Origin of the sequence: Mesorhizobium sp. M1399, assembly GCF_040317735.1 — a bacterium.
Classification (GTDB): Bacteria; Pseudomonadota; Alphaproteobacteria; order Rhizobiales; family Rhizobiaceae; genus Mesorhizobium.
This window is the reverse complement of record NZ_JAMYKZ010000002.1, coordinates 438,900-453,878: the sequence shown is the minus strand read 5'-3', so window position 1 is coordinate 453,878 and position 14,979 is coordinate 438,900. Positions and strand designations below refer to the sequence as shown.

At 62.9% G+C, this 14,979-nt stretch carries 19 protein-coding genes; 8 read left to right on the top strand and 11 right to left on the bottom strand.

All coding sequences use genetic code 11. The features are described from left to right. Nucleotides 1-42 precede the first annotated feature (42 nt). The 3 genes from NKH05_RS04720 to NKH05_RS04710 all read right to left on the bottom strand — a co-directional run bounded on the left by NKH05_RS04720 (nt 43) and on the right by NKH05_RS04710 (nt 1,491). The gene (locus tag NKH05_RS04720; protein ID WP_023678491.1) at nt 43-762 is read right to left on the bottom strand and encodes a helix-turn-helix transcriptional regulator; all 720 of its coding nucleotides are present in this window, start codon (nt 760-762) and stop codon (nt 43-45) included. A gap of 18 nt (nt 763-780) precedes the next feature. Then, entirely contained in the window at nt 781-1,188 is a 408-nt protein-coding gene (locus tag NKH05_RS04715) for a hypothetical protein (protein WP_023720978.1), read from the bottom strand. Nucleotides 1,189-1,323: 135 nt separating this feature from the next. Further along, nucleotides 1,324-1,491: a hypothetical protein gene (locus NKH05_RS04710; RefSeq protein ID WP_023720979.1), complete on the bottom strand. Its 168-nt coding sequence runs from the start codon at nt 1,489-1,491 to the stop codon at nt 1,324-1,326. A gap of 203 nt (nt 1,492-1,694) precedes the next feature. Between NKH05_RS04710 and NKH05_RS04705 the strand changes: the two genes are divergently transcribed. Then, nucleotides 1,695-1,856, top strand: coding sequence for a hypothetical protein (locus NKH05_RS04705; RefSeq protein WP_008873884.1), 162 nt, complete (start codon nt 1,695-1,697; stop codon nt 1,854-1,856). A gap of 117 nt (nt 1,857-1,973) precedes the next feature. Here NKH05_RS04705 and NKH05_RS04700 read toward each other — a convergent pair whose 3' ends face one another. The 7 genes from NKH05_RS04700 to NKH05_RS04670 form a co-directional block, all read right to left on the bottom strand. Then, nucleotides 1,974-2,705 carry an SGNH/GDSL hydrolase family protein gene (locus NKH05_RS04700; protein ID WP_023720980.1) on the bottom strand — a complete coding sequence of 244 codons (732 nt, stop codon included), beginning with the start codon at nt 2,703-2,705 and terminating at the stop codon, nt 1,974-1,976. Between the two features lie 85 nt (nt 2,706-2,790). Then, nucleotides 2,791-3,528, bottom strand: a complete 738-nt coding sequence (locus NKH05_RS04695; RefSeq protein ID WP_352855448.1) for a DUF899 domain-containing protein — start codon at nt 3,526-3,528, stop codon at nt 2,791-2,793. A 151-nt stretch (nt 3,529-3,679) separates the two neighbouring features. Then, entirely contained in the window at nt 3,680-4,705 is a 1,026-nt protein-coding gene (locus tag NKH05_RS04690; RefSeq protein WP_352480884.1) for a class I fructose-bisphosphate aldolase, read from the bottom strand. A 140-nt stretch (nt 4,706-4,845) separates the two neighbouring features. After that, on the bottom strand, nt 4,846-6,042 hold the full coding sequence (locus tag NKH05_RS04685; protein WP_352717022.1) for a phosphoglycerate kinase: 1,197 nt from the start codon (nt 6,040-6,042) through the stop codon (nt 4,846-4,848). A 174-nt stretch (nt 6,043-6,216) separates the two neighbouring features. Further along, nucleotides 6,217-7,071 (bottom strand): lytic transglycosylase domain-containing protein, encoded by an 855-nt coding sequence (locus tag NKH05_RS04680; protein WP_023720984.1) that lies wholly within the window; start codon nt 7,069-7,071, stop codon nt 6,217-6,219. A 4-nt stretch (nt 7,072-7,075) separates the two neighbouring features. Beyond that, nucleotides 7,076-8,329, bottom strand: coding sequence for a flavodoxin-dependent (E)-4-hydroxy-3-methylbut-2-enyl-diphosphate synthase (gene ispG, locus NKH05_RS04675; RefSeq protein WP_352480886.1), 1,254 nt, complete (start codon nt 8,327-8,329; stop codon nt 7,076-7,078). A 204-nt stretch (nt 8,330-8,533) separates the two neighbouring features. After that, nucleotides 8,534-8,713, bottom strand: a complete 180-nt coding sequence (locus NKH05_RS04670; protein WP_023678481.1) for a YdcH family protein — start codon at nt 8,711-8,713, stop codon at nt 8,534-8,536. A 241-nt stretch (nt 8,714-8,954) separates the two neighbouring features. On the opposite strand from NKH05_RS04670, the gene NKH05_RS04665 reads away from it, so the two are divergent. Beyond that, nucleotides 8,955-9,158: a YdcH family protein gene (locus NKH05_RS04665; protein ID WP_023678480.1), complete on the top strand. Its 204-nt coding sequence runs from the start codon at nt 8,955-8,957 to the stop codon at nt 9,156-9,158. A 34-nt stretch (nt 9,159-9,192) separates the two neighbouring features. Here the strand turns inward: NKH05_RS04665 and NKH05_RS04660 are convergent, their stop codons facing one another. Continuing rightward, nucleotides 9,193-9,996, bottom strand: a complete 804-nt coding sequence (locus tag NKH05_RS04660; protein ID WP_023720986.1) for an IclR family transcriptional regulator — start codon at nt 9,994-9,996, stop codon at nt 9,193-9,195. 127 nt (nt 9,997-10,123) lie between these two features. On the opposite strand from NKH05_RS04660, the gene NKH05_RS04655 reads away from it, so the two are divergent. The 6 genes from NKH05_RS04655 (at nt 10,124) to NKH05_RS04630 (ending at nt 14,912) form a co-directional block, all read left to right on the top strand. After that, nucleotides 10,124-11,005: a transporter substrate-binding protein gene (locus tag NKH05_RS04655; protein ID WP_031194546.1), complete on the top strand. Its 882-nt coding sequence runs from the start codon at nt 10,124-10,126 to the stop codon at nt 11,003-11,005. A gap of 71 nt (nt 11,006-11,076) precedes the next feature. Beyond that, nucleotides 11,077-11,742 carry an amino acid ABC transporter permease gene (locus NKH05_RS04650; protein ID WP_023720988.1) on the top strand — a complete coding sequence of 222 codons (666 nt, stop codon included), beginning with the start codon at nt 11,077-11,079 and terminating at the stop codon, nt 11,740-11,742. Nucleotide 11,743: 1 nt separating this feature from the next. Next, nucleotides 11,744-12,394, top strand: a complete 651-nt coding sequence (locus NKH05_RS04645) for an amino acid ABC transporter permease (protein ID WP_352640167.1) — start codon at nt 11,744-11,746, stop codon at nt 12,392-12,394. 4 nt (nt 12,395-12,398) lie between these two features. Beyond that, nucleotides 12,399-13,193 (top strand): amino acid ABC transporter ATP-binding protein, encoded by a 795-nt coding sequence (locus tag NKH05_RS04640; RefSeq protein WP_353025074.1) that lies wholly within the window; start codon nt 12,399-12,401, stop codon nt 13,191-13,193. A gap of 34 nt (nt 13,194-13,227) precedes the next feature. Continuing rightward, entirely contained in the window at nt 13,228-13,689 is a 462-nt protein-coding gene (locus tag NKH05_RS04635; RefSeq protein WP_023678474.1) for a RidA family protein, read from the top strand. Between the two features lie 17 nt (nt 13,690-13,706). Continuing rightward, nucleotides 13,707-14,912: an aminotransferase class V-fold PLP-dependent enzyme gene (locus tag NKH05_RS04630; RefSeq protein WP_031194547.1), complete on the top strand. Its 1,206-nt coding sequence runs from the start codon at nt 13,707-13,709 to the stop codon at nt 14,910-14,912. Nucleotides 14,913-14,979: the final 67 nt, after the last annotated feature.

The following is a 14,979-nucleotide window of genomic DNA, read 5'->3' as shown; positions in this document are numbered from 1 at the left end:
AAAAGCCCGCTTTCAAGCGGGCTTTTTTTTCGATCTTCCGTGTCAGCTTCGCGCCGCCCGGTCCGGTGCCATGCCGTAGTCCTCGCTGCGTTCCACCGCGCGGTAGAAATCGGCGAGCTGCTTGCCGCGCTCCGGCTTGAAGGTGCGGCCGGCGATGACCACGGAGGCGATGCGGTCGATGCGGAAGGCGCGGAAATCGCCGCGCATCTCGCACCAGGCGACCAAGGTCCACACCTTGCCCCAGAACCACAGGCCGAGTGGGCGGATGTCGCGCGCGGTGCTGCGGCCGGCCTCATCCGAATAGTCGATGGTCAGCACCTGACGTTTCTCGATGGACCGCTCAATCAGGTCGATGGCTTCGCGGGCGGCGTCGCTTACCACCCACATCGGCGTGTGGATCTCGGTGCGGGCGATGCGGTCCTTTTCGGCGTCGGGCAGCACGGCGCCGATCTTGACCAGCGCCTCGTCGGCGGCTCGCGCCATGGCCGCGCCGCCAAAGGCGCGCACCATGCGGGCGCCGGCGACCAGCGCGACGATCTCGTCACGCGTGAACATCAGCGGCGGAAGGTCGAAACCCTCCCTCATCATGTAGCCGACACCGGCCTCGCCGTCGATCGGCACGCCGGTCGACTGCAGGTCGGCGATGTCGCGATAGATGGTCCGCTCGGAAACCTCGAGCCACGTGCCCAGCTTCTGGGCGGTGACCAGACGGCCACCGCGCAGGTGCTGCACGATCTGGAAGAGCCTGTCGGCGCGGCGCATCGTATGGTCCCTCGGCGTCTATTGCTCTAGCCCTTCGCGCTTGCGCTGCGCGGCGACGGAGGCCGCGCCGAAGGACAGTTTCCTCGTTGTCGGCGTGCTTGCGTCGAGCACCCGCCAGAACGGCGCAATGTCGCCCAGCGCCATGCCACGCTCAAGATCCTCGTTGGCGGCCTCGGCGACGGTACGCAGATGATAGCCGATGGTGACCGGACATGTCACCTCGGCACCGTGCTCGATGGCGAGCGCGGTGCGCAAAGCCCGGATATCCATATCCATGCCTTCGGGGATGGCGCAGATGAATGCATCGACCTGGCGAGCTGTGGGAACCAGCATCGGCTGGCCTTCGACGACATCAGCGATGGTGCGTGGCGACGGTGTTATGCCGTTGATGCCAGGCGTGTTCAGCCTGTCGGTCCAGCTTTTCATCGATCGTCCTCTCGGCCGTCCGTCTCTGACGGCCATCCCACTATGGCACGAGCCTCCTGACACCATACTGTCAGGAGGCTTCAGCATGCCTGTTTATCGCCGGGCCGCATCCAAACGCCGGGCAGAAAGATTGCCTCAATTGCCGCCATTGTGGCGGTCGCCATACATGTCCGGCCAGCCAATATCCTTGCGGATGTCCGCCGGCAGGGTGTTCATGAAACGCTGGGTGCGGATCTCATTGCGCATCGTCCGGATCTTGCCGACATAGTGCTGCACGCTACGCAGAATAGTAAAACCGTTCATGGCTGGTCTCCTCTCTTTCGATGCAGGCACTATCGCACACCCCTACTGACAGCAGTCAGTCAGGAGGGTGCGGCTCTCGCGACCGGCGTTCCGATTTGTCCACCGAAGTGATCGAACAGTGCTGAAAAGAGGCGTGCCGCGGTGGAAAGACCGCGATCGCGGAGCCGCTTTGACAGCCAGCCGCGATGCTGATCAAAGGCTGCATGTCGAAACTTCTCGCGCTCGTCATCATCGCCATGATGGTCATCCAGCTCATCAAGCCGCTCGGCTGGCCGGGGCTGAAGCGGCGCAGCGATTTCTGGAAGCTGGCGCTGTTGGCTATGGCGGCGATTTCGATTACGGCGGTGCTCGGACACTGGACGTAATGCATGTCGCGCAAAAGTGTGCAGCGGTTTTGCGCCAACGACATACATAAAACAAAGAACCTAAAGTAGCGTCGCATGAGGCCAATCGAACGCGACGCGCTTTAGTGCCGGCAGCCGCTACGCGACGCCCGGTTCGTTGGCGAGCACCAAGCCGGCCAGATGTTCCGCCCAGGCGCGGTAGCCGGCTTCCGAAGCGTGAAATCCATCCGACGCAAAGCCGGCCTCGGCGTCGGTGATCGGCAGGCGGGGCGCCGGTATGGCGCCGCGCTCGAGGCAAAGGCGCTCGCCCATCCGGTTCATCTCGCCGGCGCGGATCTCGAGGATCTTGCCGAGCAGCGGCGGCATTGCCGGCGCCCGGGTGAACTCCAGCACCGGCGACCACACCACGCGCGCCTCCGGCCATTTGGCGCGCAGCGCGTAGAGCAGGCCGCCAAAATCGCGCTTGAAGCGCGGTACCGAATGAAAATTCTTGGTGTCGTTGGTGCCGATGGCGAGCACGATATGCGTCCACGGATCGGCCGACAGATTGGGCAGCACATGATCGCGGATCTGGCCAGAGGTTGCCGAGTTGAAGCCGGCTGCCCGCCAGCGCACGGTGCGGCCGGTGCGTTGCGCAATTAGAACGGCCAGTTGCGCGGCCAATCCGTTTTCGGAATTGCCGATGCCGACTGAGGCAGCGGAGGAATCGCCGAGCACCAGCAGCGAGATTGCCGGCGCCTGGCCTGATATCTCGTGCATGACCGGACCTTGTGCCGGCAGCATGCGGGTGGTGCGGCGACGCACGCCAAGTCCTTGCCAGACATAGACCGGAAAGGCGAGCCAGGTGAGAAGGGTCGGAAAGCGCCGCATGGCAAATCCCTTTTAGGGCACAGCGAACAGCACTTAGCGCATGTTGCACTGAAGGTGAACGACCTTGCAGCGACAGCCTGTCGCCTCAATGGCAGCAGTCATGCGTCCCGGATTGGTCTTCATACTCGTCATGCAGCCGCACCCAGTCGGCGAGGCTATGATGCGGCCCGGTTTCGTTGCGGCCTTTCGGCGTCAGGTCGAGATAGTGATAGGCGCCGATCAGCGGATCGCCGCCTCTGGAGCGCGAGATGAAAGTCAGGAAGATGTCGCCTTTCTCGTCGCGATAGAACACGCTGGTGCCGGGAAGGTCCTTCGATCTCCGCGCGCGCCGCTCGAAATTGTAGGTCGTGTCGCCGGCCGAGATCTGCTTGTCGGTGAATGACACGTGCATATCGAAGTTGAAGTCCGAGGCGTAGGACGACACCCAGTCGAATTTCCAGCCCATGCGCTGCTTGTAGGGCAGAAGCTCGGCCAGCGGCGCCCGCGCCACCACGACAAGCGAAACATCGTGGTGCCTGAGATGCTGGTTGGCGCCGTCGATGTGGTCGGCAAGGAACGAGCAGCCCTCGCAACGATAATCGGCGCCCGGCCCGAACATGAAATGGTAGACGATCAACTGGCTGTTGCCGCCAAACAGGTCGGGCAGTTTCTTTGGCCCTTGCTCGGTCTCGAAGACGTAGTCCTTGCGGATCTTCAGCCATGGCAATTCGCGGCGTTCGGCGGCGACGCGGTCGCGAAAGCGCGTCAATTCCTTTTCGCGCGCCAGATGCGCCTTGTGCGCCTGGAACCAGTCTTCCTGCGAAACGGTCTTGTTGTTTGGCATAGGTCTGCTCCTCTTTTCACGGAGGACGTTCGGCAGCGAGGAATGCCGACACCGAGCTGCATTTCAGTTGCAAGAAAATTGCAGCCCTTGCTGCTTTCAAGCAAAACCCGGGCACGTGGCCCGGGTCGGGAGAAACGCAAGATGGATTCGGTTAAGCGGCTTGCTCCAGCGACGGCTGCCATTGTCCAAGCGCTGCCAGATGGTTCATGTGGGCGCGATGGGCGAAGGCGGCCTGCGCGGCGGCGACGTTCGCCGCCTTGCCGCTCCAGGCCTTCTGCGGAGCGGCCTGCAAGGCGCGGCCGTAGGAGAAGGTCAGCTTCCACGGATGCGGGCCGATGGCGTTGATGGCGTTGAGGTTGGCGGTCGCTTGCTCGTCCGATTGTCCGCCCGAAAGGAAGGCGATGCCTCCGATCGCGGCTGGCACCGTCTCGCGGAACAGTTTTATCGTCCTTTCGGCGACCTCGTCGGGGCTGGTGACCTTGCCCGATTTCTTGCCGGCGAGAACCATGTTTGGCTTCAGGATGGTGCCTTCGAGGACGACGCGGGCCGCATAGAGCTCGGTGTATAGCTTTGTCAGTGTCGCCTTGCTGATCTCGTAGCAAGTGTCGATGTCATGAGCGCCGTCCATCAGCACCTCCGGCTCGACGATCGGCACGATGCCGGCTTCCTGGCAAAGCGCGGCGTAACGGGCGAGCGCATGGGCATTCGAGCCGATCGAGGTGGCGGAAGGCACCCCCTTGGCAACATCGATGTCGATTACCGCGCGCCATTTGGCAAAGCGGGCGCCAAGCTTGTAATAGTCGGCGAGGCGTTCGCGCAGGCCGTCCAGGCCTTCGGTGATGGTATCGCCGGGAAATCTTGCCAGAGGCTTGGCGCCGGCGTCGACCTTGATGCCGGGAATGGCGCCTGATGCCTTGATGATGTCGACCAGCGGCGTGCCGTCGGCGGCCTTCTGGTGGATGGTCTCGTCATAGAGGATAACGCCGGAAATGTACTTGGTCATTGCATCGCTGGCGCGGAACATCATCTCGCGATAGTCGCGGCGGCTGTCGGCGGTCGACTCGACGCCGATGACGTCGAAGCGCTTCTTGATAGTGCCGGAGCTCTCGTCGGCAGCCAGCAGGCCCTTGCCGTTGGCCACCATCGCGGCGGCAATGTCCTCGAGACGTTCGCTCATCGTGCTTCTCCTGAAAGAATTGACCCGTACCCAGCAGACCACCAGAGCAACGCAGGTTCAAGTCGAACCCTTTCGTCGGAGAAGCGCGAATCGATTGAAAATCGCGAGCGCACTGCTTCGCGCTGTTATTAACGCCGCGCTCAGCGCTTCAAGACGTCGACGCCGGGCAAGGGCTTGCCTTCCATCCATTCGAGGAAAGCGCCGCCGGCCGTCGAGACATAGGTGAACTCATCGCTGACGCCGGCATGGTTGAGGGCGGCCACCGTATCGCCGCCGCCGGCCACCGAGACCAGCCTGCCGGCCTTGGTGCGCGCTGCCGCGTGCCTGGCCGTCGCCACCGTCGCATGGTCGAACGGCTCGATCTCGAAGGCGCCGAGCGGCCCGTTCCAGACCAACGTCGCGGCACGGTCGATCCATTCGGCAATGGTTTTCACGGTTTTCGCGCCGACATCGAGGATCATGCCGTCGGCTGGTACGTCTGCAATGGCGACGGTCTCGCTTGCGGCACCGGCCTTGAACTCCCTGGCGACAACGGCGTCGGCGGGCAGGATGATGGCGCAGCCGGCCTCGGCCGCCTCGATCATGATCTGCTTGGCGGTGGTCGCGAGATCGTGCTCGCACAAGGATTTCCCGACGTCGGTGCCGCGTGCCGCGAGAAACGTGTTGGCCATGCCGCCGCCGATGACCAGCGCGTCGACCTTCTTCACCAGGTTCATCAACAAGTCGATCTTGGTCGAGACCTTGGCCCCGCCGACAATGGCGACAACCGGGCGGACGGGATTGCCGAGGCCCTTTTCCAGCGCATCGAGCTCGGCCTGCATGGTGCGCCCGGCGAAGGCCGGCAGCACGTGCGCCAGCCCTTCCGTCGACGAATGGGCGCGGTGCGCAGCGGAGAAGGCGTCGTTGACGAAGATGTCGCCGTTGGCGGCGAGCTTTTCGGTGAAGGCCGGGTCGTTCTTCTCCTCGGCTTTGTAGAAGCGGGTGTTCTCGAGCAGCAGCACATCGCCGCTTTCCATGGCGGCGACGGCGCTCGCGGCCTTGTCGCCGATGCAGTCGGTGGCAAAGCCAACCGGACGGCCGAGCACGTCCGCCGTCGCCTTGGCGATCGGCTCGAGCGAGAATTCCGGCGCCGGTCCATCTTTGGGACGACCGAAATGTGCAAGCAGGACGACCTTGGCGCCCTTGCCGGACAGCTCGGCGATGGTCGGTACAATGCGCTCGATGCGGGTGGCGTCGGTGACCTTGCCCTCAGTGACGGGAACGTTGAGGTCGACACGCACCAGCACACGCTTGCCGCTGATATTGCCGATGTCGTCCAGTGTCTTGAAGTCGGCCATGCTGATCCCTTTCGCGAAAAATCGCGGGGACCTTACCCCGCATCAACGACGATGCAAGACCTGCCTGACGGTTCTGCTTAAGGGTTCACGGAAAATGTGATCGCGTGTCGAAGATGAAGCGCCCAGCGGGAGCGAGATGGGCAGCAATGGCGCGAAACGCGCCGACATATGGCTTTACCGGTTGCGCACCACAATGCATGCGCCGCCGACGCTGTGCAGCTTCTGGCAAATATCGTCGGCCTTGGCTTTGGTGTCGGCGCCGATCCGCACCGCATAGATGCCGCGCCTGCCGATCGGTGTGCGCACCCGGCTGACCACCGGATTGCGACCGCTGAGCAAGGCTGGAAACCGCCGTTTCACATTGCTCCACTGATTGAGCGCCGCGGCGCGGCGGAAATTGCCGGCCACCTGCACGCCCCATGGCTTGATGTTGATCGACGACATCGGCACGGTTCTGGACATGATCACCGGCAGCGTGCGGCAGGCGGCAGCGAAGCTCGCCTTCTTGTCGAGCGGCCGGATGACGCCGGCATACGCGGCATCGGTGAACCTGTCGGCCGGCTCGCCCATGACGTCCAAAACGTAGCTTTCGGTCTCCATCGGCAAGAAGCCGCCGGAATTCAGCCAGCGCGTCACCCGGCTCTCGCCGGCATTGTATGCGGCTGCGGCGAGGCCCAGATTGCCAAAGCCGGTCTTCATTTCGGCGAGGTATTTTGCCGAGGCCGGGATAGCCTGCTCGATATCGAACGAATTGGCGAGCCCGCGCATCTTGGCGGTACCCGGCATGAATTGGGCGATACCCTCCGCACCGACGGGGCTGACCGCATTGGGATCGAAGCGACTCTCCTTCCAGATCAGCCGGGCAAAGAAATCCCGGGGCAGGCCGTTCTGGTCGGCATGCGTCTCGATAAGATCGCAAACTCGATCGATCAGCTTCTGCTTGGCGGGCCGCGGCGGATCGGCCTGGACGGCTGTCGCCCAGCCCAGCCAGCAAATGACAACCAGCGTCGCCCCAAGCAAACGCCGCATCGAACTACTCCGCCGCGGCTTTGCCGTGTTGGCCAAACCGCCGTTCGATGTAGTCGGAAACCATTTTCTCGAAATCCGCGGCGATCGACGGGCCGCGCAGGGTCGCCGCCTTCTTGCCGTCGACGAACACCGGGGCGGTCGGCGTCTCACCGGTTCCGGGCAGCGAAATGCCGATATCGGCATGTTTGGATTCACCCGGACCGTTGACGATGCAACCCATCACCGCGACCTTGAGGTTCTCGACGCCGGGATATTGTTCGCGCCACACCGGCATGTTCTTGCGCAGGTCGGCCTGGATGTTCTGGGCAAGCTCCTGGAACACGGTCGAGGTCGTGCGGCCGCAGCCCGGGCAGGCGGCGACGATCGGCACGAACTGCCGGAAGCCCATGGTCTGCAACAGCTCCTGCGACACCTGCACTTCGCGTGTGCGGTCGCCGTTCGGCTCCGGCGTCAGCGAGATGCGGATGGTGTCGCCGATGCCTTGCTGGAGCAGGATGCCCATCGCAGCCGATGATGCGACAATGCCTTTCGAGCCCATGCCGGCCTCTGTCAGGCCGAGGTGCAGCGCATGGTTGGAACGGGTGGCGAGCTCGGTGTAGACGGCGATCAGATCCTGCACGCCGCTGACCTTGGCCGAGAGGATGATTTTCTCGCGCGCAAGGCCAATCTCTTCGGCCATTTCGGCCGACAGGATCGCCGACTGCACGATCGCTTCGCGCGTCACTTCCTGCGCGGTCAGCGGAAAGCCTTGGGCCTGGTTGTCATCCATCAGCCGGGTCAGCAGCTCCTGGTCGAGCGAACCCCAGTTGACGCCGATGCGCACCGGCTTGTCGTATCGGATCGCCATCTCGACGATCGCCGCGAACTGCCGATCCCTCTTGTCCTTGAAACCGACATTGCCGGGGTTGATGCGGTACTTGGCCAAGGCCTCAGCGCAGGCCGGATGATCGGCCAGGAGCTTGTGGCCGATGTAATGGAAATCGCCGACCAGCGGCACGTCGATCCCGAGCCGCTCCAGTCGCTCGCGGATGGCCGGCACAGCGGCAGCGCTTTCGTCGCGATCGACCGTTATGCGCACGATCTCGGAGCCGGCGCGATGCAGTGCCGCCACTTGCGCCACCGTCTGGTCGACATCGGCCGTGTCGGTGTTGGTCATCGACTGGACGACGACTGGGGCGCCGCCGCCGACCATCACGCCGCCGACGTCGACACCGACCGACCTGCGGCGCGGGAAGGGTGAGGAAAAATATCCGGTCATGCCGGCTGCCTTTAATCTTGAAGGTCCGGGCATGAGGTGGAGGAGCAAAGATGGCTTGTCAATGGCGACTGGCGCGCAGACCTAGCAAATCGGAAATGACAAGACGGCAGCTTGCCGCAAATCCATAAGCGTTTCCGGCAGCATAGAGACATGCCACCGGAAAGAAATCGCGCGCCAGGCGGCGCAGCTAGTCCTGGATGGGCGTCAGTGCGTCGTCGGTTTCGCCTTCAGTTTTTCAATCTCGTCCTTGAGCGCCAGCTTGCGCCGCTTGAGATTCACGATTTCGAGGTCGTCTACCGACGGATGGGTCATCGCATCGTCGATTTCGCGTTCGATGTCGCCGTGTTTCCGCTGCAGCTCATCAAGATGGGATGCAAGAGACATGATTGGTTCTCCCTTTCATGGTTTCCTCGGATTGCAGCCGTCATGGCACGTCCACCGCAGGCTCGCTTCTGTGACGGCATAATGACAGTGTGCCACCATCGCGCACCGATGTCGAATGCTGCGTGGTAGCATTCCACGACAATATGAAATGTGGTATGGGCTGCGCGCCGGTGCAAGAAGACCCCCGGTCCCGCCCAATCAGGCCCATAGTTTGGGCGCCGCAGACGTGCAGACGGTAAAAATGTCCGATCAGGAACAGGCAGATATCCGCCTCGAATATTCCCGGCTGAAGCAGGAACACGCCGATTTCGACGCGGCCATCAATGCGATGATCGCCATGAATTGCGACCCGCTGCAGATCCAGCGCATGAAGAAAAAGAAGCTTTTCCTGAAGGACAGGCTGATGGCGCTGGAAGACAAGATCATTCCAGACATTATCGCTTGAATGGACGCCGGCGCTGGCCTGCTGAAAAGGCGGCCTATGCCGCGATCGAAAGCCGCGCGGCGCGCTCGAGCAACAGCTCTATCAGGTCATCGGTCTTTTCGGTCGAGGTATCGATGGGAACCACCAGGCACATCGTCGCCTCGACCCTGCCCGGCGCCGAAAAGACCGGCGCGGCCAGGCATTTCGTGTAGGCATCGACAAGGCCGGAGGTGACGCAGTAGCCGGCCGACTTGGCCACCGCGATATCGGCTATGAAATCGTCGAGCTGCAACCTGCGGCCGTCCGGCAGTACGAGGTCGTCTTCCGAGACCATATCCTCGATCGCTGCCCTGTCGAAGCCGGCGAGGAGCAGCCGCCCGGAAGCTGTCCAGGGAAGCGGTATTTGCAGACCCGTCGCCGAGCTGATCCTGAATGGCCTGGTTCCCGGGCTTGAATGGACGATGGTGTAGCGGCCGCTTTGCAGCATGCACAGCTCCGAGGTCTCGCCGGACTCGCGTGACAGATGGTCGACTTCCTGCCGCCCTCGCCTGAGCAGGTCGTTGCCCCGCACATAGTCCATTCCGTAGAGATAGAGCTTCTTTCCAAAATAGACCCGATTGCCGTCTCCGGCCATCTCCAGCAGGCCTGCGTCGACCAGCGAGCGCACCAGCGTATAGGTCGTCGACCGCGGTGCGTTCACCCCTCTGGCAAGATCGCCAATGCCGATCGCGCGCTGGGTCGCGTGGAGAAACTCCAGAATCTGGAGGACCCGGTTGAGGCCCTTCTCCCGCGAGCCCGAATTCTTGTCTTCGTCCAGACCGGCGTCCGGTCGAGCGGCCAAGGCATTGCCTTCTTGCATTATCGATTCCTGATGTTAATCTGTCTTGTACAGAGTACAGGCGTCCCTTGTAAGGGACAATGACGTCAGTTGCAACCGATGCCTGCGCTGCTGGTCCAACGGGGAACACAACACGAAGGAGGTCGCCGTGAACGACACATCCAAAAGGCGTGAATTTCTGAAACTGGGAATGGCCGGGCTTGCAACGGCGGGAGTGATGAGTGCCGCCACTGCGGTCGATGTCCAGAAAGCTGCGGCCCAGGCAGCGCCTGACAGCCTGCTGCGCACCGTTCTCGAGCGCGGCAAGGTGATCGTCGGCACCGGCAGCACCAACGCGCCCTGGCACTTCGAGAACGATGCCGGCGAACTGGTGGGCATGGACATAACCATGGGTCGCATTCTCGCCAAGGGGCTTTTCGACGATCCGACCAAAGTCGAATTCGTCATGCAGGATCCGGCTCAGCGCATTCCGAACGTGACCACCAACAAGGTCGACATCACCATCCAGTTCATGACCATGACCGCCCAGCGCTCGCAGCTGATCCACTTCTCCAGGCCCTACTATGTCGAAGGCATCGCCTTGCTGACCCTTCCGAACGCCGAGAATAAGACCTTCGACAAGCTGCTTGCCGCCGGTTCGGCGACCCGGATTTCCATCCTGCAAAACGTCGATGCCGAGGCAAACGTGCGCATCGTCCTGCCGGAGGCGCAGGTGATGCAGATAGACACGCAGGCCAACGTGCTGCAGGCACTGGAATCGAAGCGATCCGACGCCGCGGCCGTCGATCTGTCGACGGTCCGCTGGCTCGCCTCGCGCAATCCGGACAAATACTTCGATGCCGGCAAGAGTTGGTTCTCGATGCTTTATGGTGCCGCACTGCGGCAGGGCGACCTCGACTGGCTGACCTTCGTCAACCAGACCTTCACCATCGCCATGTTCGGCCATGAAACGGCACTCTACGACGCTGCGTTCAAGGATTATTTCGGACAGGAGCCGCCGGCCCGCCATCCTGGATTCCCGGTTATCTGATCCATCAGGCGGAAGGATGCCTCCGGCGCCCTTCCGCCTCGCTCCCGGACTGTCGGCACTAAGCAGGACGCATGGGCTATACCCTCAACTTCAACCTGATCTGGCGGCATTTCGACAAGCTCTGGGGGGGGCTGCTGCTCAGCCTTGAGCTGGCTGTCATCTCCATCGCGATCGGCATCGTCATCGGGCTGCTTCTGGCGGTCTGGTACGTGTCGGCCGGGCGAGCGGTGCGGACCGTCATCGCGGGCTATGTCGAGTTCATCCGCAACGTGCCGCTGATCCTGCTCGTCTACCTGGTCTTCTACGGCCTGCCGACCGTGGTCGATATCGCCTACAGCGCGCAAACCTCGTTCATTGCCACGCTGTCGCTCTACAGCGGCGCCTATCTGGTCGAGGTATTTCGCTCCGGGCTCGAGGCGGTGCCGCGCGGACAACTCGACGCCGGCAAGGCGATTGGCCTGACCCCTTGGCAGAGACTGCTCCATGTACGCTTGCCGACGATGCTGCGCATAACGCTGCCGGCGCTTTCCAACACTTTCATATCGCTCTTCAAGGACACGTCGGTGGCGTCGGTCATCTCGGTACCCGAGCTCACCTATGGCGCCCAGTGGATCAACTTCAACACCTTCCGCATTGTCGAGGTCTATCTGGTGGTGACTGCGATGTACCTGTTGACCGGCTACGCGCTGCTTTTCGCGCTGCGGCTGGTCGAGCGCCGGTTCAAGGCGGCGCGCTGACATGCTGAGCCAGATCATCTATGCCTTGCCGTTCCTCGCCGAAGGCTTTGCCGTAACCTTGTGGGTGTCGCTGCTGGTTGTGGTGCTATCGCTTATCGCCGGCGTGCTGATGGGTGTCGGCCTCGTCTATGGTCCGGCTCCGCTGCGCTGGGCAGTGCGCGTCTTCAGCGACACCATACGCGGCATTCCGATCCTGGTGCTGATCTTCTTCGTCTATTACGGCCTGCCCGCGGTGGGACTGCATCTTGAGTCCTTTTGGGCGGCCGTACTCGCCCTCACCCTCTTCAAGACCGCACAAGTCGTCGAGTATCTCAGGGGCGCCGTCGGCTCGATTCCCAAGGGTCAGTCGGAGGCGGCGATGGCGATCGGGCTGACCTTCCGCCAGCGGCTGGCCTACGTCATTTTTCCGCAAGCGTTCAGGCGCTTCCTGCCGCCCTGGATCAACGGCGTCACCGACGCGGTGAAAGGCAGCGCGCTGGTCTCGCTGCTCGGCATCACCGACCTGATGCAAGCGATCAACCAGGTCATCGGCCGCACCTATGAGGCGATGCCGCTCTACATCCTCGGCGCGCTCGTCTACTTCGCCGTCAACTACGCCCTCTCCTTGGCCAGCCGGCGGCTGGAGCGGCGTTTCTCCTTCATCCGGGAATAACAAGATGTCCAAAGCCTCGCACGCAAATCCGGCGCTTCTCGATATCTCCGAGGTCTCCAAAGCCTTTGGATCCGTCGAGGTCCTGCGCTCGGTCAGCCTCAAGGTGACGCGCGGCGAGGTGGTGACGGTCATCGGCCCATCCGGCAGCGGCAAGACCACCCTGCTGCGCTGCGTCAATTTCCTGGAGAGCTATGATAACGGCTCGATCCGTATCGACGGTAAAGAGGTCGGCTACCGCGAGGCGGGAACACGCCAGCGACGCAGCGAGCGCGACCTTGCGGCGATGCGCGCCGAGACCGGAATGGTGTTCCAGAGCTTCAATCTGTTTCCGCATTTGACTGCGACCGGCAACATCATGCTCGGCCTGCGCAAGGTGCGCGGCAAGAGCAATGCCGAGGCCCGCACCATTGCCGAGCACTGGCTCGGCCGGGTCGGGCTCGCCCACAAGGCCGACAGTCTGCCGGCCGAGCTTTCCGGCGGCCAGCAGCAGCGCGTCGGCATCGCCCGCGCCGTGGCGATGGAGCCGAAGATCCTGCTCCTCGACGAGATAACCTCGGCGCTCGACCCCGAACTGGTTGGCGAGGTGCTCGAGGTCGTACGTAGTCTGGCCGAAGACGGCATGACGATGCTGATGGTCACGCACGAGATGGCTTTTGCACGCGACGCATCGAGCCGCATCGTTTTCATGGCGGATGGCGGCGTCAGTGCCCTCGGACCTCCCGCCGAGATTCTGGCTGCGGACTTCGACAATGAACGCCTTCGCAGCTTCCTGGCGCGGTTTCGCGCCTCGCATTTTTGACACCGGACGGCGAAAGCTGTCGCAAGGAGCTTTTATGACGCCTTACATCCGGCTCGCGGAATTGGGCCTGACGCTGCCCGAGCCGCCGAAGCCCATCGCCAACTTCGTCACCTATGCCGAGAGCGGACGGCTGATCTTCCTCTCCGGCCAGGGGCCGTTGCGCGCTGATGGCGCGCTCTGCACCGGCAAGGTTGGCGAGGATGTCTCCGTGGAGGAGGCCTATGGGCATGCCCGTCTCACCGGCCTGAACCTGCTCGCCGTCATGCATGCCGCGGCCGGCGACCTCGGCCGCATCGTGCGCGTCGTCAAGCTGCTTGGCTTTGTCAATGCAACGCCGACATTCAGCGAGCACCCCAAGGTGGTGAATGGCTGTTCCGATCTTTTCGCGGCCGTCTTTGATACGCTTGGCGGACACGCCCGTTCCGCGATCGGTGTCGGCTCGCTGCCGGGCAACATCACAGTTGAAATCGAGGCGGTCGTCGAGATCGCCGCCTGAAAACAGGATCTACAGAGATGACGACCTATTCCGCTGACCGTTCCAATACGACAATCCGCGAACGGCTCGGCCTTCGCCCGATCATTAATGTTTCCGGAACGATGACGGCGCTCGGCGCTTCGATCATCGTGCCGGAAGCGATTGCCGCAATGTCGGAAATCGCCTCGCAATGGGTCGAGATGGACGATCTGCAGCGCGCCGCAAGCACGGTGATTGCACGCCTCACCGGCGGCGAGGCCGGCTTTATCACCGCATGCTGCGCCAGCGGCATAACCATGGCGATTGCCGGCGCGATGACCGGAACCAGCCTTCTTGCGATCGAGCGGCTGCCGGACGACACCGAGGGCCTCAAATCGGAGGTCATCGTCCAGCTTGGCCACATCGTCAATTATGGCGCGCCGATCGACCAGTCGATCCGGCTTGCCGGAGCCAAGGCAGTGCCCGCCGGCACGGTCAGCGTTACGCAGGACTATCATGTAGGCGAGGCGATCCAGGACCGGACGGCGGCAGCCCTCTACGTCGTCGCGCACCACACCGTGCAATACGGCATGCTCTCGCTCGAAGAGTTCTGCGAGATCTGCCACGCCAAGGGCGTGCCGGTGATCGTCGACGCCGCCTCGGAATACGATTTGCGCGGCTTTCTGGCGCGCGGCGCCGACATTGTCGTCTATAGCGGGCACAAATTTCTCTCAGGGCCGACAAGCGGCATCGTTGCCGGCCGCAAGGATCTGGTGCGGGCCGCCTATCTCCAGAACCGCGGCGTTGCGCGCGCCATGAAGGTCGGCAAGGAGAGCATTGCCGGCACCATGGCGGCCCTGGAAGCCTGGGAACGGCGCGACCATGCCGGCATCCGCCAGCGGGAAGAAGCCGCACTGCATCTGTGGCAAACCGCATTGCAGGGCCTGCCCGGCATCGCAGCAAACATCATTCCCGATCCGACCGGAAATCCTCTCGAGCGCCTGCAGGTGTTTGTTGCGCCCGAAAGCCGGTTCACCGCCGCCGGGCTGGCCTCGGCACTGGCGGCGGGTTCGCCCCCCATTATCGTTCGCAACCACGAGGTCGAGCGCGGCCACTTCTTCCTTGATCCGTGCAATCTGCACCCCGGCGAGGCGGAGATCGTCGCCGAGCGCCTGCGGGCGGTGTTGAGCGCTGCTGAGCGGCCCGCGGATGCGATGAAGTCCGCTCGCAAGCAGTCTGCCGGGGCTTTGCGCTGGCCGGATTAGGTAGCGATGGCGCCATTCGCCCGAGTGCGGGACGCTCCTATCCTTGCGGCTCCCCTCGATTTCCGCT